General features: G+C 72.3%; 13 protein-coding genes and 2 pseudogenes. 10 read left to right on the top strand and 5 right to left on the bottom strand.

What is annotated here, in order from left to right; all coding sequences use genetic code 11:
- Nucleotides 1-14: 14 nt before the first annotated feature.
- The 7 genes from ACYUED_RS04300 (at nt 15) to ACYUED_RS04270 (ending at nt 5,278) form a co-directional block, all read left to right on the top strand.
- Entirely contained in the window at nt 15-1,157 is a 1,143-nt protein-coding gene (locus tag ACYUED_RS04300) for a SchA/CurD-like domain-containing protein (protein WP_491290988.1), read from the top strand.
- Between the two features lie 68 nt (nt 1,158-1,225).
- A complete protein-coding gene (locus tag ACYUED_RS04295; protein WP_491290987.1) occupies nt 1,226-1,636 on the top strand; it encodes a cupin domain-containing protein in 411 nt (136 codons plus the stop codon).
- Nucleotides 1,633-2,901: a beta-ketoacyl-[acyl-carrier-protein] synthase family protein gene (locus ACYUED_RS04290; protein WP_491290986.1), complete on the top strand. Its 1,269-nt coding sequence runs from the start codon at nt 1,633-1,635 to the stop codon at nt 2,899-2,901. Before ACYUED_RS04295 ends, ACYUED_RS04290 begins: the two co-directional genes overlap by 4 nt.
- Nucleotides 2,898-4,151: a ketosynthase chain-length factor gene (locus ACYUED_RS04285; protein WP_491290985.1), complete on the top strand. Its 1,254-nt coding sequence runs from the start codon at nt 2,898-2,900 to the stop codon at nt 4,149-4,151. The genes ACYUED_RS04290 and ACYUED_RS04285 overlap by 4 nt, the downstream gene beginning before the upstream one ends.
- Nucleotides 4,152-4,181: 30 nt before the next feature.
- Nucleotides 4,182-4,436 (top strand): acyl carrier protein, encoded by a 255-nt coding sequence (locus ACYUED_RS04280; RefSeq protein ID WP_491290984.1) that lies wholly within the window; start codon nt 4,182-4,184, stop codon nt 4,434-4,436.
- Nucleotide 4,437: 1 nt separating this feature from the next.
- Nucleotides 4,438-4,917 carry an SRPBCC family protein gene (locus tag ACYUED_RS04275; RefSeq protein WP_491290983.1) on the top strand — a complete coding sequence of 160 codons (480 nt, stop codon included), beginning with the start codon at nt 4,438-4,440 and terminating at the stop codon, nt 4,915-4,917.
- 28 nt (nt 4,918-4,945) lie between these two features.
- Complete coding sequence (locus ACYUED_RS04270; protein WP_491290982.1) at nt 4,946-5,278, top strand: TcmI family type II polyketide cyclase; 333 nt, start codon at nt 4,946-4,948, stop codon at nt 5,276-5,278.
- Nucleotides 5,279-5,357: 79 nt separating this feature from the next.
- On the opposite strand, the gene ACYUED_RS04265 is transcribed toward ACYUED_RS04270, so the two are convergent.
- Nucleotides 5,358-6,386, bottom strand: a complete 1,029-nt coding sequence (locus ACYUED_RS04265; RefSeq protein ID WP_491290981.1) for a methyltransferase — start codon at nt 6,384-6,386, stop codon at nt 5,358-5,360.
- A gap of 49 nt (nt 6,387-6,435) precedes the next feature.
- Nucleotides 6,436-7,494 carry a right-handed parallel beta-helix repeat-containing protein gene (locus tag ACYUED_RS04260; protein WP_491290980.1) on the bottom strand — a complete coding sequence of 353 codons (1,059 nt, stop codon included), beginning with the start codon at nt 7,492-7,494 and terminating at the stop codon, nt 6,436-6,438.
- 90 nt (nt 7,495-7,584) lie between these two features.
- Here ACYUED_RS04260 and ACYUED_RS04255 point away from each other — a divergent pair, with 90 nt between their 5' ends.
- Nucleotides 7,585-8,760, top strand: coding sequence for a cytochrome P450 (locus tag ACYUED_RS04255; RefSeq protein WP_491290979.1), 1,176 nt, complete (start codon nt 7,585-7,587; stop codon nt 8,758-8,760).
- Between the two features lie 75 nt (nt 8,761-8,835).
- Here ACYUED_RS04255 and ACYUED_RS04250 read toward each other — a convergent pair.
- From ACYUED_RS04250 to pdhA, 3 genes and pseudogenes are all read right to left on the bottom strand, one after another.
- Nucleotides 8,836-9,795: pseudogene (locus tag ACYUED_RS04250) on the bottom strand (dihydrolipoamide acetyltransferase family protein); the annotation flags it as partial.
- Between the two features lie 129 nt (nt 9,796-9,924).
- A pseudogene (locus ACYUED_RS04245) lies at nt 9,925-10,893 on the bottom strand (alpha-ketoacid dehydrogenase subunit beta); the annotation flags it as partial.
- A 1-nt stretch (nt 10,894) separates the two neighbouring features.
- Complete coding sequence (gene pdhA, locus ACYUED_RS04240; RefSeq protein WP_491290978.1) at nt 10,895-12,019, bottom strand: pyruvate dehydrogenase (acetyl-transferring) E1 component subunit alpha; 1,125 nt, start codon at nt 12,017-12,019, stop codon at nt 10,895-10,897.
- A 279-nt stretch (nt 12,020-12,298) separates the two neighbouring features.
- Here pdhA and ACYUED_RS04235 point away from each other — a divergent pair, with 279 nt between their 5' ends.
- Both ACYUED_RS04235 and ACYUED_RS04230 read left to right on the top strand, forming a co-directional pair.
- Nucleotides 12,299-13,645, top strand: coding sequence for a cysteate synthase (locus ACYUED_RS04235; protein WP_491290977.1), 1,347 nt, complete (start codon nt 12,299-12,301; stop codon nt 13,643-13,645).
- Nucleotides 13,642-21,345: an amino acid adenylation domain-containing protein gene (locus tag ACYUED_RS04230; RefSeq protein ID WP_491290976.1), complete on the top strand. Its 7,704-nt coding sequence runs from the start codon at nt 13,642-13,644 to the stop codon at nt 21,343-21,345. Before ACYUED_RS04235 ends, ACYUED_RS04230 begins: the two co-directional genes overlap by 4 nt.
- Nucleotides 21,346-21,349 lie beyond the last annotated feature (4 nt).

Here is a 21,349-nt window from a genome sequence, read left to right as displayed (position 1 = left end):
GAGATGTGCGCAGGATGACCACCACGTCCGAACGTGTTTCCGGCCCGCTGACCCAACAGGTGTCGCCACGTGTCTCCCAGTCCGTGTTCGACGGCTCCAGACTCAGGGTCGTCCTGCTGGTGGACGTCTACGACGGGGCCCAGCAGCAGTTCCTGGAGGCGTACGAGCTCCTGTGCAACCAGGTCGCGTCCGTTCCCGGGCACGTCAGCGACCAGCTGTGCCAGTCCATCGAGAACCCCTCCCAATGGCTCATCACCAGTGAGTGGGAGAGTGCCCCGCCGTTCCTCGCATGGGTGAACAGCGAGGAGCACGTGCGGATGGTGGAGCCCCTGCACAGCTGTGTGCGGGACACCAGGTCGCTGCGCTTCCACATCGTCCGTGAGACGGGCGGACCGGCCGTGGACACCAAGGCCGGCAAGCGCCGGCTCCAGGCGTCGCCCAGGATCGGCGACGGCATCATCCGCCACGCCCTCACCTTCACCGTCAAGCCGGGCAGCGAGGAGACGGTCGCCAGGATCCTCGCCGACTACGCCTCGCCCGACCCCAAGGTCGATGCCGCCACCCGGCTGTGCCGCACGTCGCTGTTCATGCACGGCAACCGGGTGGTGCGGGCCATCGAGGTGCGGGGCGACCTGCTCGCCGCGCTGCGCCACGTGTCCCGGCAGCCCGAGGTGCGCGCCGTCGAGGAGGCCATCAACCCCTATCTGGAGCAGGACCGGGACCTGAACGACCCCGAGTCCGCCCGCGTCTTCTTCACCCGGGCCGCCCTGCCCGCCGTGCACCACGTGACGGCGGAGCAGCAGGACCCGCGAGCCGAGCGGTACGCGCTGTCCTACCCGGCCCGGCCCGGCTGCGGCATGCGCCTGGCCGAGCTGCTGGCCCGGCAGGACGAGGCGGCGGCGGACGACCCGCGCAGCCCGGTCCTGCGCAGCACGATCTTCCAGCGCGACGACGTCGTCGTACGGCTGATCGACGTGCGCGGCGGGCTCGACGCCGCCGACCCCGCGCTGGCGCTCGGCCTCCCGGACCCCGGGCAGGCCGCCGAGCTGATGACGTTCCCTGCCGACGCGTCCGCGCCGAAGGACGGCGAGCTCGCGCGCTACGTCGGGCTGGCCCGGATGGACCTCGTCACCGACCGCCGCTCGCCCGACGCCTGATCTGGCGTCACCCCCCGTGGCGGCGGCCACACCCCCACGTCGATGCAGGACCTGAACGGAGGAACGTCGTGATCACATCCCGTCCCAAAATCGTGGATCTCAGCGAGGTCGAGCCCAACCGTCGGCGCGGCGGCGATCTGCGCGCCATGCTCACCCCGGCCACGGTCGGCTCCACCAGCGGATTCATGGGCGTCGCCCTCGTCGAGCCCGGCGACCGCATCGGTGAGCACTACCACCCGTACTCCGAGGAGTTCGTGTACGTCGTGTGCGGGGAGCTGGAGGTGGACCTGGACGGCGTGCCGCATACGCTGCGGCCCGAGCAGGGGCTCATGATTCCCGCCCACATGCGCCACCGCTTCCGCAACGTCGGCAACGTGGAGGCCCGCATGGTCTTCCACCTCGGCCCGCTGGCCCCGCGTCCGCAGCTCGGCCATGTCGACACCGAGGAGACCGAGACCGTCGCCGAGGTGCATTCATGACGAGACGGGTGGCCGTCACCGGCATAGGCATCGTCGCACCGGGCGGCATAGGCGTACCGGCCTTCTGGGACCTCCTGGCGGCCGGGCGCACCGCGACGCGGGGCATCACGTTCTTCGATCCGGCCGGTCTGCGTTCGCGGATCGCCGCCGAGTGCGACTTCGACCCGGCGGACCACGGGCTGGACGCCGGGCAGACCGAACGGTGCGACCGGTACATCCAGTTCGCCCTGGCCGCCGGAACGGAGGCGGTGCGGGACGCCGGCCTCGAACTCGACCGGGAGGACCCCTGGCGGGTGGGTGTCTCCCTGGGCACCGCGGTCGGCGGCACCACACGACTGGAGCACGACTACGTGCTGGTCAGCCACGGCGGGCAGCGCTGGGACGTCGATGCCCGGCAGGCCGAGCCGTACCTCCACCGCGCGTTCGCACCGAGCACGCTCGCCTCGACCGTGGCGGAGCGGTTCGGGGCGCGCGGCCCGGTGCAGACCGTCTCCACGGGCTGCACCTCGGGGCTCGACGCGGTCGGGTACGCCTTCCACACCGTGGAGGAGGGCCGGGCCGACATCTGCATAGCCGGCGCCTCGGACTCGCCGATCTCCCCGATCACCATGGCCTGCTTCGACGCCATCAAGGCCACCTCCGCGAACAACGACGACCCCGCGCACGCCTCGCGTCCCTTCGACGCCGACCGCGACGGGTTCGTCATGGGCGAGGGCGGCGCGGTGCTCGTCCTGGAGGAACTCGAACACGCCCGGGCCCGCGGCGCACACGTGTACTGCGAGCTCGGCGGCTACGCGACCTTCGGGAACGCCTATCACATGACCGGTCTGACCCGTGAGGGCCTGGAGATGGCGAAGGCCATCGAGGCCGCCCTCGACCACGCCAGGCTCGACGGCACGGCGATCGACTACGTCAACGCCCACGGGTCGGGCACCCAGCAGAACGACCGCCACGAGACCGCCGCGGTGAAACGGGCCCTGGGCCCGCACGCCTACGACACGCCGATGAGTTCCATCAAGTCCATGGTGGGCCACTCCCTCGGCGCGATCGGCGCGATCGAACTCGTCGCGTGCGTACTGGCCCTGGCGAACCAGACCGTCCCGCCGACCGCCAACTACGAGACGCCGGATCCCGAGTGCGACCTGGACTACGTCCCCCGTGAGGCCCGCGCCCGGAAACTGGACAGCGTGCTCTCGGTGGGCAGTGGGTTCGGCGGCTTCCAGTCCGCGGTGGTCCTGTCCCGGCCGAGGGAGAAAACACGATGAGCGAACCCTATCCACGGCGCGCGGCCATCACCGGAATGGGCGTGGTCGCGCCCAACGGCTCCAGCACGGAGACCTTCTGGAAGTCCACAAGGGAGGGCATCAGCGTCCTGGACCGGGTCACCCGCGAGGGCTGCGAGCACCTGCCGCTGCGGGTGGCGGGCGAGGTCCGCGACTTCGACCCGTCGGCCGCGGTGGAGGAACGTTTCCTCGTCCAGACCGACCGGTTCACGCACTTCGCGATGGCCGCTGCCGACCTCGCGCTGGACGACGCCCGTCTCGGCCGGACCGAGACGGACGACTCCCCGTTCTCCGTGGGTGTGGTCACCGCGGCCGGCTCCGGCGGCGGAGCGTTCGGACAGCGGGAACTGCAGCAGCTGTGGAGCAAGGGCAGCCGGTTCGTCGGCCCGTACCAGTCCATCGCCTGGTTCTACGCCGCCAGTACCGGCCAGATATCCATCCGCCGGGGCTTCAAGGGGCCCTGCTCGGTCGTCGCCAGCGACGAGGCCGGCGGTCTGGACGCCCTCGCGCACGCGGCGCGGGCCGTACGGCGCGGTACCGACGTGATCGTGGCCGGATCGACCGAGGCGCCGCTCGCCCCCTACTCCGTCGTCTGCCAGCTCGGCTACGAGGAGCTCAGCACCACGGACGACCCGACCCGTGCCTACCGTCCGTTCACCTCCGCGGCCTGCGGGTTCGTCCCTGCCGAGGGCGGCGCCATGCTCGTCGTGGAGGACGAGGCCTCGGCCCGGGAACGGGGCGCGCGCGTGCAGGCGGTGCTCGCCGGACACGCGGCGACGTTCACCGGCGCCTCCCGCTGGGAGCAGTCCCGGGAGGGGCTCGCCCAGGCCATCCGGGGCGCCCTGGACGAGGCCGGCTGCGTCCCCGAGGAGATCGACGTGGTCTTCGCCGACGCCCTCGGAGTGCCGGAGGCGGACCGAGCGGAGGCCCTGGCGATCGCCGACGCGCTCGGCGCGCACGGCACGCGCGTGCCCGTCACGGCGCCGAAGACCGGCATCGGCCGGGGCTACGGCGCGGCGCCCGTGCTGGACGTCGCGGCGGCGGTGCTGGCGATGGAGCACGGCGTGATCCCCCCCACCCCCAACGTCTTCGACATCTGCCACGACCTCGACCTCGTGACCGGCCGGGCCCGTACCACCGAGGCACGCACGGCGCTGGTCCTGAGCCGGGGACTCATGGGATCGAACTCGGCGCTGGTGCTGCGGCACGGCGCCACCGACGCCTCGAGGTGAGGCGCCGCGCAGCAGCAGAGGAGCAAGCGCATGACTGACCGCATCACCGTGGAAGAGCTGGCCGAACTCATGAAGAAGTCCGCCGGCGTCACCGTCGACCCGGAGGAACTCCGCAAAGGCGACCCGGGCTTCGACACCCTGGGCGTCGACTCGCTCGGCCTGCTGGGCATCGTCGGCGAACTGGAGAACCGGTACGGCACACCGATGCCGCCCGACGCCGAACGCTCCAAGACGCCCCGTCAGTTCCTCGACCTCGTCAACGGTGCCCTCATGACAGGAGCGTGAAATGACCGGACACACGCAGAACGAGATCACCATCGCGGCGCCCCTGGACCTGGTCTGGGAGATGACCAACGACCTGGAGAACTGGCCGCGGCTGTTCAGCGAGTACGCCTCCGTCGAGGTGCTGTCCCGGGAGGGCCGGAAGACCACCTTCCGGCTGACCATGCACCCGGACGAGAACGGCACCGTGTGGAGCTGGATCTCGGAGCGCGAACCCGACCGCGACACGCTGAGCGTCAGGGCCCGCCGGGTCGAGACGGGACCCTTCGCCCACATGAACATCCACTGGCAGTACGAGGAGGTGGCGGCCGGCACGCGGATGGTCTGGACGCAGGACTTCGCGATGAAGCCGGAAGCGCCGGTCGACGACGCCTGGATGACGGACAACATCAACCGGAACTCCAAGGTCCAGATGGGCCTGATCCGGGACCGCATCGAGAAGGCCGCCGCCGAGCGCGGGGCCACGCCGGGTCTGACCCGCTGAGCCGGACGAAGGACGGAGAGCAGTCCCCATGCACCAAGCTCTGATCGTCGCCCGGATGGCTCCGGGATCGGCACCCGACATCGCCAAGGTGTTCGCGGAGTCCGACCGGGGAGAGCTGCCGCACCTCGTCGGTGTGGTCCGTCGCAGCCTCTTCCAGTTCGGCGATGTGTACATGCACCTCATCGAGTCCGAGCGCGAGCCCGGTCCCGCCATCGCCAAGGTCACGCAGCATCCCGACTTCCGGGACGTCAGCGAGCGGCTCACCGCGTACGTCAGCGCGTACGACCCCGAGACCTGGCGCTCCCCGAAGGACGCCATGGCTCAGCGCTTCTATCTCTGGGAGCGCGACCCGGCACGCTGAGCCTGCCGGACATCACCGGTGGCCGGGCCCGCGACGCTGCGGGACCCGGCCACCGGTGGTCTGTGCGGATGCGCTCCGATCACTGAGGGACGTGACAGTCGAACGCGTGCAGGTAGGGGTTCACCGGCCGGATGTCGTCGATGACCAGGCCCGCCTCGGTCAGCCGGGCCACCATGCTCTGGGTGGTGTGCTTCGCCCCGCCGACGTTCAGGAGCAGCAGCAGGTCCATCCCGGTGCTGAACCGCATCGAGGGCGTGTCGTCGACGAGGTTCTCGATGACCACGACCCGGGCCCCCGGCCCACCCGCCTCGCGCACGTTGCGCAGCGTCCGGGCCGTGCTCTCGTCGTCCCACTCCAGGATGTTCTTGATGACATACACGTCGGCCTCGACCGGGACGGCCACCCGGACGTCGCCGGGCACGATGCGCGCGCGGTCGGCGAGGTCGCCTCCCGCGCGCAGCCTCGGCACCGCGTTCTCCACCACCCGGGGCAGGTCGAGCAGGGTGCCGTGCATCGCGGGGTACTTGTCCAGCAGGCTCGCCACCACGTGCCCCTGGCCGCCGCCGAGGTCGGCGACCGACGAACTCCCGGACAGATCCAGGAACTCGGCGACGTCCCGGGCCGACTGCACGCTGGACGTCGTCATGGCGCGGTTGAAGACGTCGGCCGATTCCGGGGCGTCCTCGTTGAGGTAGGGGAAGAACTCCTTGCCGTACAGGTCCTCGACGACGTTGCGCCCGGTGCGCACCGCCTCGTCGAGCCTCGGCCAGGCGTCCCAGGTCCACGGCTCGGTGCACCACAGCGCGATGGCGCGCAGGCTGTTCGGGTCGTCCTCGCGCAGCAGCCTGGAGACGTCGGTGTGCTCGAAGGTGCCATCAGGCAGTTCGGCGAAGATGTCGTAGCAGGACAGCGTGTGCAGCAGCCGGCGCAGGGGCCGGGGCTCGGCCTTCACGGCTGCGGCGAGGTCCTCGACGGTCATGGGGCTGTCGCCGAGGGCGTCGGGGACTCCCAGCCGGGCGGCGGCCCGGAGGGCGGCGGCACATGCCGCCGCGAACGCGAGCTCCCTCAGCCGCATGGACGGCGGTGGGGCGGTCTGTGCGGTCGTCATGTGCCGCTTCCTTCCTCATTGGTTCATCGGGTTGGCCGGGGTCGAGCGGTCAGCACAGTCCCGCGGGCTTGGACGCGCGGCAGTGGTTGCCCTGGAAGGTGTTGCCCACTCCCTGGTCCGTGTTGACGATGTCCGCCGGGGAGTTGCCCCCGAGGACGTTGCCGCTGACGCGGTTGCGGTCACTGGTGACGCCCACGAAGCTCTTGAACAGGACGATGCCGCCGGACAGCGGGGACGCGCCGGCGTTGCCCCGGACCACGTTCCCCGTCACCGTGTTGTCCTCGGCGCCGGTCACGACGATGCCGGAGCCCTGGAGCGCGTCGAGCCGGTCCGTCTTCGGGCACGACTTGTTGTTGCGCACGACGAAGTTGTCGCGCACGGTCACGGCGCCGGCCTTCGGCTTGTTCTCGTCACCTACGACGAACACTCCCGCGCAGTTGCCCGTGATGCGGTTCTGCGCGACGGTGAGGTTCCGCAGTCGCCGGACCGTGACGCCGATGCGGTTGCCCTCCAGCCGGTTGCGCTCGATCACCGTGCCCTGGGTGTCGTCCGCGCCGGCCTCCTCCTTGATGGTGTTGGCGAGGAACAGACCCGCGTCGCCGTTGTCCTGGGCGGTGTTGTTCTGGAACACACCACGGACCGAGCGCTCCTGGGCGATGCCCCACACGCCGTTCTTCACCGCGGTCACGTTCCGCACGGTCATCCCGTCGGTCGCCATGCCGAACACCCCGGTCCGGGTGAAGCCGGTGACGGTCAGCGAGGCGACGGTGACGCCCTTGACGTTGCGGTCCTTCGTACCCAGCACACAGATGCCGTTGCCGCCCTCGGAGCAGCTGTCCGCGGCCTTCTTGGTGCTCGGCGCGATCACCGTGCCGCGCCCCATGCCCCGCAGGGTCAGTCCGGGCGTGGTCACCTTGACGCTCTCGTGGAACGTGCCGGGGGCGAGCAGCACGGTGTCACCGGACCGGGCGGCGTCCACCGCCTTCTGGATCGACTCGCCGGGCCAGACCACATGGGTCGCATGATGCCGGTCGGCAGGCGGAGCGGCACCGAGTCCCGTCCCGACGACCACGGCGGTGCACATCAGGTACGCGCGGTATTTCTTCATATCGCGAACGTTATGACCTGATATGCCGCTCAGCGGCAGGATGGGCCATCCGGCGGCGTGTCACCGTCCGAGTGATTGTTAGCCTTTGGTGTGAACGCCGCTGACTCCTTCCCGCTCGGCGCCGCGACCACGCTCGCCGGACTCGCCCACGATCCACATCCGCGACTGGCGCTGCTGCGTGCGCACGAGCCCGTGTCCTGGCTGCCCGAGCTGGGCGGCTGGCTCGTGACCCGTCGCGACCTCGCGCTGAGCGTGATGCGGGACGCCGAGACCTTCACCGTCGACGACCCCCGGTTCTCCACCGCTCAGGTCGTCGGGCCGAGCATGCTCTCGCTGGACGGCGAGCAGCACACCCGCCACCGCGAACCCTTCAACGCCCCTTTCCGCCCCCGACAGGTGCGGGACGGCTTCGCCTCGTTCATCGAGCGGGAGACCGACCGGCTCGTCACCGCGCTGGAACCGGCAGGTGCCGCCGAGCTGAGGCGCGTCTTCGCCGGACCACTCGCGGTCGCCGTCGTGACCGAGGCGCTCGGTCTGGTGGGCACCAGTGCGGACACGGTCCTGACCTGGTACGACTCCATCGTCCGCTCCGTCTCGGACATCACCGAGGGGCGCGAGGCGGGGCCCGCCGGCGCCGCGGCGTACGCGCAACTGCGCGCCGCGGTGGAGGGCACCGTCGCCGACCGGGGCAGCAGTTCGCTGCTCGTCTCCGCGGCCGGGCGGCTGACGCTGCCCGAAGTGGCGTCCAATGCCGCGGTCATGATGTTCGGCGGCATCGAGACCACCGAGGCGATGATCACCAACGCGCTGCTGCAGCTGCTGGCGAACCCCGGCCAACTCGCCCTGGTCCGCGCCGACTTCGACCTCCTGGACGGCGCGATCGAGGAGTCCCTGCGCCTCGAACCCGGCGCCGTGGTGGTCGACCGCTACGCCACCCGTGACTTCGAACTGGGCCCGGCATCGATCCGCCGCGGTGACCCGGTCACCGTCTCCCTCGCGGGTGCCAACCGCGACCCTGCCGTCTTCCCCGACCCCGACCGTTTCGACGTGCGCCGCGCGGGCGCCCGCCTCCAACTGGCCTTCGCGCACGGCCCGCACCACTGCATCGCCGCTCACCTGGCCCGCCTGGAGACCCGCATCGCCCTCCAGTACCTGCTCGAACGCCTCCCCGCTCTGCGCCTCGACCCGGACCACCCCACGACTCCGCACGGCCTGGTCTTCCGCAAGCCCTCCACCCTGCACGTGCTGTGGGACAGGCCCGCCTGAGGGCCGGCCCCGGCACGGTCACGCAGATCTCCTGACGCCGACATCGTGGCAAACGGTCGTCCGCCGCGGCGCCACTCAGGAGCAACTTCCCAGTAGATCGGGCGTGTTGAGGCGCTCGATGACCCGGCGCAGGAAGCCTGCCGCCGTGCCGCCGTCGCAGACGCGGTGGTCGAAGGTGAGGGACACGTTCACGACCTTGCGGACCTCGACGCGGCCGTCCGTCACCCAGGGGCGGTCGGTGATGCGGCCCAGCCCGATCATGGCCGCCTGGGGGTGGTTGAGGATCGGGGTGGCGCCGTCGACGTCGAAGCCGCCGTAGTTGTTCAGGGTGAACGTGCCGCCGGTGAGGTGCTCGGCGGGAAGCGAGCCGCGGCGGGCGAGGCCGGTCAGGCGCCGCAGCTCGGCGGCGAGGTCGTCGAGGGGGAGACGGTCGGCGTCGCGGACCACGGGGACGACCAGGCCATGGTCGGTCTGCGCGGCGAAACCGAGATGCACCTCGGGCAGCCGGACGAGCTCCTGGCGGCCCGTGTCCACACGGGAGTTGAGCTCCGGGAACGCGGCGAGAGCGTCGAGGCACGCCCGGGCCATCAGCGGCAGCAGGCCCGTCCCGTGGGTGGCGCGGGCGGCGAGCAGGCGGTCGGCCTCGGTGTCCGCCCAGATGGTCACCGCAGGCGTGTCACGGTGCCCACGGGAGAACTTCTCGGCCGCCGGACCCAGCGGGAGACGGGTGGCGGATCGTTGCGGAGGGATGTGGACGGCCGGCGCGGCGGCGTCTTCGGGCAGCGCGGTCGTGGTCGCCGGCCGCGGCGAGTGGTGACGTCCCGGCCGGGACGACGTGCCGTAGCCGGTCAGGACGGCGCCCGAACCGGCCGCCTCCTCCACGGTGAGCAGCGGCGCCCCCACCCGGACGACCTCACCGGCCGGACAGTGCAGGGCCGTCACCGTCCCGGCGAACGGACTCGGCAGCGTCACCACGGACTTGGCCGTCTCGAGCTCCGCGACGACCTGATCGTGCTCGACGGGGTCGCCCACGGCGACCATCCATTCCAGTACCTCCGCCTCGGCCAGCCCTTCCCCCAGGTCGGGGAGGAGGAAGGTCCGCCCGGGTGCGGTGGGGCCGGAGAGCGGCACGGGGCCGCGAGCTCCGCGTACGAAGGCGGGCAGCAGACGGTGGAGGCCGTCGAGCACCCGGTGTACCCCCGGTAGATGGGCGTCCTCCAGCAACGGAGGCGGATACGGGATGTCGAACCCCGTGACCCGCAGCACCGGAGCGCGCAGCGCGTCGAAGCACCGCTCCTGCACCCGCGCCGCGATCTCGGCGCCCACACCGGCGAAGCCCTGCGCCTCGTGCACCACCAGGCACCGGCCGGTCCTGCGCACCGACTCCTCCAGCGCACGGTCGTCGAGAGGGACGAGGGTGCGCAGGTCCAGCACCTCGACGTCCAGGCCTTCCGCGGCGGCCAGTTGAGCCGCTTCGAGCGCTACGGCGACCGAGGGGCCGTACGCCACGAGGGTGGCGTCGCTTCCGGCGCGGCGCACCGCTGCGGTCCCGAACGGCTCGGTGCGGAGCGGGAGTTCGAGCGCCTCCTTGGTCCAGTAACGGCGCTTCGGCTCCAGGAAGATCACCGGGTCCGGGTCGTCGATGGCCTCCCGCAGCAGGGAGTACGCGTCCGCAGCCGTCGCCGGTGTCACGACCTTCAGGCCGGCCGTGTGCGCGTAGTACGCCTCGCTGGAGTCGCTGTGGTGCTCCACGCCGCCGATGCCGCCGCCGTAGGGGATCCGTACGACCATCGGGAGGGTGAGGGCGCCCCGGGTGCGGTTGCGCATCTTGGCCACGTGGGAGGCGATCTGCTCGAACGCCGGGTACGCGAAGGCGTCGAACTGCATCTCCACCACGGGCCGCCAGCCGGCCATCGCCATGCCGACCGAGAGGCCTGCGATGCCGGCCTCGCTGACCGGTGTGTCGAAGCAGCGCCGGTCGCCGAAGGCCTCTCTCAGCCCGTCGGTGACCCGGAAGACGCCGCCGAGGCGGCCGACGTCCTCGCCGAGGACCACGACGCGTTCGTCCGCGCCCAGTGCGTCCCGCAAGGCGGCGTTGAGTGCCTGGGCCATCCCCGTGTCGACCGCGGTCATGTCAGCGTTCCTCCAACTCGGCCCGCAGGAGGGCTTGTTGATCGGTGAGGTGTGGGGGCAGGGTGCCGAAGACGTCGTCGAAGAGGGCCGACGGGTTCAACTCCGGGTCCGCCGCGAGCCGTTGGCGCACATCGGCGGCGTACGCCTCCGCCTCGGCGGTCACGGCCTTCACGTCGGCGTCGGTGAGCAGGCCCTGCTCGCGCAGCGCGGACTCCAGGCGGGCGATCGGGTCGCGCTCCCGCCAGCGGTCGGCCTCCGCGGTGGCGCGGTACCGGGAGGGATCGTCGGCGCTGGTGTGCGGGCCGAGCCGGTAGGTGTGCGCCTCGACGAGCCACGGCCCGCCGCCCGTCCGGGCGTCCTCGACGGCCGTGCCCAGCACGGCGAGTACGGCCGCGGCGTCGTTGCCGTCCACCTGCTCGGAGCGGATGCCGTAGCCGATCCCCTTGTACGCCAGACTCGGCGCGGCGCACTGCTCGGACAGCGGGACGGAGATGGCGTACCCGTTGTTCTGCACCAGGAACACCACCGGCGCCTTCAGCACGCCCGCCAGATTGAGGGCTTCGTGGAAGTCGCCCTCGCTGGTCGCGCCGTCGCCCACGAGCGCGAGGGCGACCGTGCCCGTGCCCTTGAGCCGCTCGCCGTGGGCAAGTCCCGCGGCGTGAGCGGCGTGGGTGGCCAGCGGGGTGCACTGCGGTGCCGTGCGGTGCCGCACCGGGTCGTAGCCGCAGTGCGCGTCACCGCGCAGCAGCGTCAGCGCCTCGACCGGGTCGATCCCGCGGCTGACCAGCGCGACGCAGTCCCGGTAGGTGGGAAACAGCCAGTCCGTGGCGCGCAGCGCGAGCGCCGCACCCACCTGGCAGGCCTCCTGGCCGAGACTGGAGGGGTGGACCGCGAGCCTGCCCTGCCGGGCGAGCGCGGTCGCCTGCTCGTCGAAGCGGCGCCCCACGACCATCTTCCGGTACGCCGTCAGCAGCGCCTCGGCCGACGGCTCGGGGTAGGTCCGCTCGCCCGAGCCATGCGTGGTGTCGAATTTCGGGACATCGCCATTCGGTGAAAGAAGGGAAAACGGAACCTGGGACGGAAGCCAGGTCGAGGGATCTGCCCAATTCTCCGCTGTCGTATGCATCGGCGTATCGCCCATGTTCCCGCGACCCCTTTCGTCATGGCTCGTGCGCCTCGGATGCTCTCCGCAGTGAGCGCTTTCTCAACTGCCGGACGGATACGCCCAAGTGAACCGGAACTGAATACTCCGCAGGTGGGGGGCGTGGTCGCAGCGACCCGGTAGTAAGCGCTTCCCCGGTGTCAACTGCGCGTCAGGCAAAGGTAACCCGCAGGTCGCCCGCTCGTCCCGAAGCACTGGTTCCAATTGATCAGCGAACGCAGCACTGCGGAAGGCAAGCAAAAAATGTCCGGAGTACGCCCGGGAAGACGTCATTACACCGTCGTCTGTTCCTCATGCGGAACCCGATACGAGGACGACGGTCTCCTCCTCGACTGTGACCGTCCCCACGAACCGGCATTCCTGCGCACCGACTACGACAGGACCGGAACCCGGACCGGTGAAAGCGCCGGGCTGTTCCGGCATGCCTCGCTGCTTCCTGTGACACGCACCTTCCCCGACGTGCCCGGTCCCGTCGTCTACGCCGCCGAACGGCTCGGCCGCCGTATCGGACTCGACCGGCTGTGGATCGCCTTCAACGGGTACTGGCCGGAGCGCGAGGCGTACCTGCCGACGTGCACGTTCAAGGACCTTGAGGCCTACACGGTGCTGGGCCGGCTGCCCGCCGAGCCGCCCGTGCTCGTGATTCCCTCGGCGGGCAACACCGCCGCCGCCTTCGCCTGGGCGGCCACCCGTCACCAGATGCCCTGCCTGCTCGTCGTACCCGCCCCGGCCCTGGAGCGGATGCGGTTCCCGGCCCCGCTCGACCCCCGCGTCCGGATCGTCGTCCTCGACGGCACCGCCACCTACAGCGACGCCATCGCATGCGCTGACCTGCTCTCCGCGTTCCCCGGCCACCACGCCGAGGGCGGCTCGCGCAATGTCGGCCGCCGGGACGGCCTGGGCACCGTCATGCTGGCCGCCGCCGACGCCCTCGGACGGCTGCCGGAGACCTATGTGCAGGCCGTCGGCAGCGGCACCGGAGCCATCGGCGCCCACGAGGCGGCACGCAGGCTGCGGACGGAGGGCGAGGCGCTGCCCCGCCTGCTGATGTGCCAGAACGCGCCGTTCGCGCCGCTGTACGACGCCTGGCGATGTACCGGCGCGGCATCGGCCGTCCGCGACCCCCATCTCGACCGCGACCGCGTCCCCCCTTTCGACCGCGACCGTGAGCATGAGCCGCTGGCCCGCGAACTGACCAACAGGCGCCCGCCGTTCACCGTCCGCGGCGGAGTCCGCGACGTGCTCACCGAGAGCGGCGGCGACGTACTGTGCACCGACAACGTTGCCGCGCTCGACGCCATGGCACTCTTCGAGGAGGCCGAGGGCATCGACATCGAGCCGGGCGCCGGCGTGGCGCTGGCCGCCCTGGCCGAGGCGGCACGGGCCGGCCGCGTCCGCAGCGACGAACTCGTCCTCCTCAACATCACCGGAGGCGGCCGGGCCCGCCAGGCCCGCGACCTGCCGCTGATACCCGCGGAACCCTGGCTGCGCGTGCCGTGGCCCGGACGCGACGAGGGGCCGCGGTCTGTCGCCGAACTCGTGGCGCGGCAGCTGACCGGCCTCGTGGCGGTCACGGAGGCCGCCCGATGACCCCTCCCCACGCCCTGGACGTGTCGGCCGCGCAGCGCTCGATGTGGTTCGGGCAGCGGCTCGACCCCGCCGGGCCCGCTTACAACGTAGGCGAGTACACCGAGATCCACGGCCCCGTCGATCCCGTCCGCTTCCGGGCGGCCGTCCAGCAGGTGGTGGCCGCCACCGAGACGCTGCGGGTCCGCTTCACGGCCGACGACGACACCGTCCGCCAGCTCGTCGACACCGACCCCGCCTGGGACCTGCCCGTCGTCGACCTCACGGGCGAAACCGACCCCCGGTCGGCCGCGGAGGCCTGGACGGCCGCCGACTTCGCCACACCCTTCGACCTCGAACGGTCACCGCTCTTCCGGTACGCGCTGCTGAAGCTCGCGGACGCGCACTGGATCTGGTACCAGCGCTACCACCACATCGCCGTCGACGGCTACAGCTGCTCCCTCGTGGCGGGCCGGGTCGCCGACGCCTACAGCGCCCTCGTCACGGGCACGCCGCACACAACGCCGCCTGCGCCCCTCGCCCCGCTGATCGCCGCGGACGAGGCGTACCGCGCCGGCGAACAGCAGGTGTCGGACCGGGAGTACTGGACGGGCGTGCTCGCCGACGGCCCCGACCCGGTGAGCCTGTCCGCCCGTCCGCCGCACGTCGCCGGGCGGTTCGTCCGCCGTACCGGTCATCTCCCGCAGGCCGCGGGGGACTTGGTGCACGCGGCGGCCGAACAGGCCGGCACCCGCTGGTCGCGCGTCCTGCTCGCGGCGACCGCCGCCTATCTGCACCGGCTCACCGGCGCCCAGGACATCGTCCTCGGCCTCGCCGTCACCGCCCGCGCGAGCGAGGCCGAACTCGCCACGCCGGGCATGGCGTCCAACGTGCTTCCGCTGCGGCTGTCCGTACGACCCGACACCACCGCCCGCGACCTCGTACGACGGACGGCGTCCGCCACCCGCGACCTGCTGGCGCACCAGCGCCACCGCGGCGAGGACCTGCGCCGGGAGCTGGACGGGCCGCAGGACGGGCCGCGCTTCTTCGGCCCCGTCGTCAACATCATGGCGTTCGGGCCGGAGCTGCGGTTCGCCGGGCATGAGACCACCCGCCACAACCTGTCCACGGGGCCCGTCGAGGACCTCGCCGTCAACGTGTACGACCGTGCCGACAGTCACGGCATCCGCGTCGACCTCGACGCCGGCCCCGACCACTACACGGACACCGAACTCGCCGCCCACCACCGGCGATTCGCACGCTTCGTGGAGCACTTCGCCGTAGCCGTCGTCGCCACCGGCACCCCGGTCGGCCTGGTGGAGGTGACACTGCCTCAGGAGCGCGCCGATGCCCGGCTCGCCGGTCCCGCCGCATCCACGGGCGGGGCGACGACCGTGCCGGAGCTCTTCACGGCCCGGGCCGCGGCCACCCCGGACGCCCCCGCGATCCGCCACGCCGGACAGGTGGTCACCTACCGGCAGTTGAACGCCCGCGCCAACCGGCTCGCACACCGACTGATCGCCCTCGGTGTCCGTCCCGAGGACCGCGTGGCGGTCCTGATGGGCCGCTCCGACGGGCTCCTCACCGCACTGCTCGCCGTGCTCAAGGCGGGCGGTGCGTACGTCGGCCTCGACCCGCGCGCACCGGCCGCCCGCGCTCGGCAGATCCTGGCGGAGACGGGCGCGAACGTCCTGCTGACCGACACCGTGCCCACCGAGTCGTACGACAGCCTGGTCACCGTCAGCCCCGAGGACCCGACGCTCGCCGCCGAACCGGACACGGACCCCGCCGTGCTTCCGCACCCGGCCCGACTCGCCTACGTCAGCTACACATCCGGCTCCACCGGCACCCCCAAGGGTGTCGCCGTCACCCACCACGACGTCACCGCCCTGGCCGCCGACTCGGCGTTCGGCGACGGCGCGCACACGCGCGTGCTGGTGCACTCGCCGACCGCGTTCGACGCCTCGACGTACGAGATGTGGGTGCCGTTGCTGAACGGCGGCACCGCCGTGGTCGCCGCGGCGGACGAGGACGTGGACGCCGCCGCCGTCGCACGACTGACGGAGCGTCATGGACTGACGGCCCTGTGGCTCACCGCCGGGCTGTTCCGCCTGGCCGCCGAGGAGGATCCGGGCTGCTTCGCGGGCCTGCGCCAGGTGTGGACCGGCGGGGAGGCCGTCCCCGCCGACGCCGTGCGCCGGGTGCTGGCCGCCTGCCCGGGGCTGACCGTCACCGACGGCTACGGCCCGACCGAGACCACGACGTTCGCCACCTCCCGCCCCTGCGCGGCGGGTGAGCCGGTCCCCGATCCGCTGCCGATCGGCCGCCCCCTGGACGGCATGCGTGCCCACGTCCTCGACGGAGCACTGCAGCCCCTCCCGCCGGGCGTGGTGGGCGAGCTGTACATCGGCGGCCCGGGCGTGGCCCGCGGCTACCTGGGCCGCCCCGGCCCGACCGCCGAGCGCTTCACCGCCGACCCGTACGGCCCGCCCGGCGCCCGCATGTACCGCACCGGCGATCACGCGCGCGTGACGGCCGACGGCGAGCTGGAGTACCACGGCCGCGGCGACGGCCAGATCAAACTCCGCGGCTTCCGTATCGAGCCCGCCGAGATCGAAGCGCACCTCGCCGCCCACCCCGACGTCGCGCAGGCGGTGGCCGCCGTACGCGAGGACCGGCCCGGCGACCGCCGGCTCGTCGCGTACGCGGTGTGCGCGGCCGAGACGCCGGGGGACCGGGAGGCCGAGGGTGCCACCTCGGTCTCGGACGCCCTGCGCGACCACCTCGCCGCCCGTCTGCCCGACTTCATGCTCCCCTCGGCCGTCGTGGTCCTCGACCGACTGCCGCTGACGCCCAACGGCAAGCTCGACCGGGCAGCGCTCCCCGCCCCGCCCGCCGCGGCCGCCCCGCGGACCCACGCGGGACCGCGCACCCCGCACGAAGAAGTCCTGTGCGCCCTCTTCGCCGACGTGCTCGGACTGCCCGAACTCGGCCCCCGCGACGGCTTCTTCGCCCTCGGCGGCCACTCGCTGCTCGCCCTGCGCCTGCTGGGCCGCATCCGCACCGCCCTCGGCGTCGAACTGACCCTGCGCGACGTCTTCCAGGAACCCACTCCGGCGGGGCTGGCCCGGCGGGCGGTCGCTGCCGGGACAGCGGTACGTCCCGCCAGGCGGCCCGCCCCGCGCAAGACCCCGGGCGAGGCCCCGTTGTCGTCCGCGCAGCGGCGGCTCTGGTTCCTGCACCGCCTTGAGGGGCCGAGCGCGGCCTACAGCATTCCCCTCGCCGTACGGCTGACCGGCACCCGTCTCGACGTGGACGCCCTGCGCGCGTCACTCGCCGACCTCGTCGCCCGGCACGAGATCCTGCGCACCGTCTACCCGGACACCGACGGGCTTCCGTGCCAGCGTCTGCTCGAACCGTCCACACCGGATCTGCAGGTCGTCGACCACGTCACCGAGGCAGAACCGGCCGATCGGCTACGGCAGTTGGCGGCGGAGGGGTTCCGGCTCGACGAGGAGGCCCCGTTCCGCGCCCACCTGCTGGTCCTCGGACCCGAGGAGCACGTGCTTCTCCTCGTCCTGCACCACATCGCCGCTGACGGCTGGTCGCTGGACCCGCTCCTGCTCGACCTGGCGGCCGCCTGCCGCGCACGGATGGAGGGACGGGAACCGGGCTGGGCGCCGCTGCCCCTCCAGTACGCCGACTACTGCGCCTGGCAGCACGACCTGCTCGGCGACGCATCTGCGTCCGACCGGGATCGTCAACTCGCCCACTGGCGCGAGGCGCTCGCCGGGCTCCCCGACGAACTCCCGCTCCCCGCAGACCGCCCGCGGCCCGCCCGCGCCACGCACCAGGGCGGCGACATCCCCGTCCGCCTGGACGCGGACCTGCACCGGCGGCTGCGCACGGTGGCCACCGAGACCGGCACGACGGTGTTCATGGTCGTGCAGGCAGGGCTCGCCGCCCTGCTCACGCGCCTGGGCGCCGGCACCGACATCCCCCTCGGTACGCCCGTCGCCGGCCGCGCCGACGAGCTGCTGGACGACCTGGTCGGCTGCTTCGTCAACACCCTCGTGCTGCGCACCGACACCTCGAAAGACCCCAGCTTCCGCGAGCTGCTGAGCCGGGTCCGCGAAACCGATCTGGCGGCCTACGCCCACCAGGAGCTGCCGTTCGAGCACCTGGTGGAGGCCCTCAACCCGCCCCGCTCGCCGGCCCGGCACCCGCTCTTCCAGGTGATGCTCGCCTTCCGCCCGACCGCCGGACCCCGCCTCGACCTCCCCGGACTGCACGCCCGCACACTGCCGGTGGAGACCGGAGCCACCAAGATCGACCTGACGTTCAACCTGGGCGAGCAGCGCACCCCCGACGGCTCCCCGGACGGCATCGAGGGCATCCTCCAGTACAGCGCCGACCTCTTCGACCGGCGTACAGCTGTGGAACTGGCTGCCCGCCTGGAACGCCTGCTGCGGGCCGCGGCCGGTGAACCCGACCGCCCCATCGGTGCCTTCGACATCCTCGGGGACGGCGAACGTCACCGCCTGCTGGCCGAGTTCAACGACACGGCACGGGACGTACCGGACACCACCTTCCCCCGGCTCTTCGAGGCGCGCGTGGCCGAAGCGCCGGACGCCGTCGCGGTCGAGGACGGCAAGAACTGCGTGACGTACCGTCAACTCAACGTCGCGGCCGAGCGGTTGGCGCGTGCTCTCACCTCGTACGGTGCCGGTCCGGGACGGATCGTCGCGTTCTGGCTGCCCCGCTCCGTCGATCTCGCGGTCGCCGTGCTCGCCGTCCTCAAGGCGGGCGCCGCGTATCTGCCGCTGGACCCGGAGCACCCGGCGGAGCGCACCGCCCATCTGCTCGCGGACGCCGGTCCCGTGTGTCTGATCGCCAGGGACCGGCTCCTCGCCGACCGTCCCACGGGCTGTCCTGTCGTGGATCCCGACACGAGCCCGGACGATCCGGGCCGGCCCCTTCCCGAGGCCCGGCCCGCCGATCCCGCCTATCTGATCTACACCTCCGGCACCACCGGCCGCCCCAAGGGCGTCGTCGTCGAGCACCGCAACCTCACCACCTATGTGGCCCGCTGCGTCGAGGCGTACCCGAGCCTGCGCGGCACCTCGCTGCTGCACGCCACGATGTCGTTCGACGCCACGGTGACCACCCTGCACGGGGCGCTCGCCGCAGGCGGCCGGGTACACATCGCCGGCTTCCACGACGCGGGCGTGGCACCGGCCAACGGCGGCTACACCTTCCTCAAGGCGACACCCAGCCACCTGCCCCTGCTGCCCGCGCTGCCCCACGACCTGTCGCCGGCCGAGGAGTTCATGCTCGGCGGCGAGGCGCTGGTCGGGGAGGCGCTGCGCCTGTGGCGCCGGGACCACCCCGACGTACGCCTGATCAACCACTACGGCCCGACCGAGCTCACCGTCGGCTGTACCGACCACCGCATCGAGCCCGGCGACGACCTGCCGACCGGGCCGGTACCCATCGGCCGCCCCATGTGGAACACCCGGGCGTATGTGCTCGACAGCCTCCTGAACCCCGTACCGGCGGGCGTCGAGGGCGAGTTGTACGTCTCCGGCGACCAGGTGGCCCGCGGCTATTGGATGCGCCCCGGCCTGACCGCCGAGCGGTTCGTCGCCGACCACTTCGGGTCGTCCGGCGGGCGCATGTACCGGACCGGCGACCTGGCCGTGTGGCGGGCCGACGGCGCCCTGGAGCTGCGCGGGCGGGCCGACGGCCAGCTCAAGATCCGCGGCCTGCGGATCGAGCCCGGCGAGGTCGAGGGCGTGCTCACCGGCCATCCCGGCGTCGCCCAGGCCGCGGTGGTGGTGCGCGAGGACGGGACCGGTGTGAGGCGCCTCGTCGGATACGTCGTCGGAGTCGCCGAGGCCGGCTTCCCCGCCCTTCTGGCGCACACCGCCCGGCAGTTGCCCGCCCACATGGTTCCCGAGGCGCTCGTGGCGCTCGACGCACTGCCGATGACGCCCAACGGCAAGCTGGACCGCGCCGCGCTGCCCGCCCCGGCCGCCATCCGTGAGACGACGGGCCGGGCGCCGCGCACTCCTCAGGAGGAGGCCCTCAGGGACCTGTTCGCCGAGGTTCTCGGGGTCCCCGCCGAGGGCGTCGGCGCCGACGACGGCTTCTTCGACTTGGGCGGTGACAGCATCACCTCCATCCACCTGGTGAGCCGTGCGCTCGCCACAGGTCTGCGGCTGACCCCGCGGGACGTGTTCGAGCAGCGTACGGTCGCGGGTCTCGCCGCCACGGCGGCAGCGCGGCCGGCCACCGGACCCGGCCCGGAGCAGGACGCACCGACCGGCGCTCTGCCCCTCACCCCGGCCATGCACCGGCTGTGCGAACGCGGTGGCCCGATCGGGGCGTTCAGCCAGTCCGTCTTGCTCGAAACCCCGGCGGGCGCGGACGAGAAGCGGCTGACGGCCGCGCTGCAGGCCCTGCTCGACCGTCACGACGTACTGCGGCTGCGGCTGGCGCCCGACGGCCGGTCGGCGCAGATTCCGCCCCCCGGGAGCGTCGATGCGGCGACCGCGCTGGAACGCATCAGCGAACCGGCCGACTTCGCCGACGTGTTGGACAGATCCGCTTCCCTGCTCAGCCCGCAGAAGGGCGAGTTGGTGCGGATGGTGTGGTGCGATGCCGGTCCGGAACGGCCCGGACGGCTGCTGCTGACCGTTCACCACCTGGCCGTGGACGGTGTGTCCTGGCGCATCCTGTGCTCGGACCTGGCCGCGGCCTGGCGCTCGGAGGAGCTGCCCGAGCCGGGGACCTCCTTCCGGCACTGGGCCCGCCTGCTGGAGAAGGAGGCCCGCAGTGCGGCGCGGGCGGCCGAACTGGACGTGTGGCGCGCCATGTCGGAGCCTTCGGCCCCGCTGCTCGGTGCCCGCCGCCCCGATCGGCAGCGGGATGTCGTCGGCGGGATGCGTCACCTCGCCCGGCAGCTCGCGGCCGACGTCACCGCCGAACTGCTCACCACCGTGCCCGCGGCCTTCCGCGCGGGACCCGACGACGTCCTGATCGCCGCCCTGGCCGCCGCGTTCGTCCGATGGCGGCGTTCCAGGGACGGCCACCCGGGCCTGCTGCTGGACATCGAGGGGCACGGCCGGGAGGACCTCGCCGGCGGCGTCGACCTGTCGCGGACGGTCGGCTGGTTCACCAGCATCGTGCCCGCGCGGCTCGACCTGGCCGGAGTCGACCCCGCAGATCCGGCCCAGGTCCTGAAGACCGTGAAGGAACAGCTGCGGTCCGTTCCTGACCACGGCATCGGATACGGGTTGCTCCGTCACCTCGACCCGGAGAACGGGCCGCTCCTCGCGGACCTGCCGACGGCGGAGGTCGGCTTCAACTACCTGGGCCGGGCGGTCCGTTCGGACAACGGCGACTTCCCCCTGGCGCCGGAGACCCTGCGCAACCTGGGCGCCGTGCACGACCCCGCCACGCCCGTGGCCCACGGTCTGGAGATCACCGCCATGACCACCGAGGACGGCCGCCTCGACATCACCTGGTCCTGGGCCCCCGGCATCTGGTCCGAGACCGACGTGCACACCCTCGCGGACGCGTGGCTGACGGAGCTGGCCGCGCAGACCGAAGGCGGCACCGCGGCGGTGGGCGGGCACACCCCGTCCGATCTGCCCCTGGTGTCCCTGTCCCAAGCAGAGATCGACGAACTCGAAGCCGAGTTCGGAAATGAGTGGAGGTAACCCA

The organism is Streptomyces sp. DF42, from assembly GCF_058267695.1.
This window is presented reverse-complemented; position numbering and strand designations above follow the sequence as displayed.

Bases quoted from the DNA above. Each gene is read 5' to 3' on its own strand.
- ACYUED_RS04290 (WP_491290986.1), top strand. From the start codon at position 1,633: ATGACGAGACGGGTGGCCGTCACCGGCATAGGCATCGTCGCACCGGGC.
- ACYUED_RS04285 (WP_491290985.1), top strand. From the start codon at position 2,898: ATGAGCGAACCCTATCCACGGCGCGCGGCCATCACCGGAATGGGCGTG.
- ACYUED_RS04235 (WP_491290977.1), top strand. From the start codon at position 12,299: ATGTCCGGAGTACGCCCGGGAAGACGTCATTACACCGTCGTCTGTTCC.
- ACYUED_RS04230 (WP_491290976.1), top strand. From the start codon at position 13,642: ATGACCCCTCCCCACGCCCTGGACGTGTCGGCCGCGCAGCGCTCGATG.
- ACYUED_RS04270 (WP_491290982.1), top strand. From the start codon at position 4,946: ATGCACCAAGCTCTGATCGTCGCCCGGATGGCTCCGGGATCGGCACCC.
- ACYUED_RS04280 (WP_491290984.1), top strand. From the start codon at position 4,182: ATGACTGACCGCATCACCGTGGAAGAGCTGGCCGAACTCATGAAGAAG.
- ACYUED_RS04275 (WP_491290983.1), top strand. From the start codon at position 4,438: ATGACCGGACACACGCAGAACGAGATCACCATCGCGGCGCCCCTGGAC.
- pdhA (WP_491290978.1), bottom strand. From the start codon at position 12,019: ATGCATACGACAGCGGAGAATTGGGCAGATCCCTCGACCTGGCTTCCG.
- ACYUED_RS04260 (WP_491290980.1), bottom strand. From the start codon at position 7,494: ATGAAGAAATACCGCGCGTACCTGATGTGCACCGCCGTGGTCGTCGGG.
- ACYUED_RS04265 (WP_491290981.1), bottom strand. From the start codon at position 6,386: ATGACGACCGCACAGACCGCCCCACCGCCGTCCATGCGGCTGAGGGAG.
- ACYUED_RS04300 (WP_491290988.1), top strand. From the start codon at position 15: ATGACCACCACGTCCGAACGTGTTTCCGGCCCGCTGACCCAACAGGTG.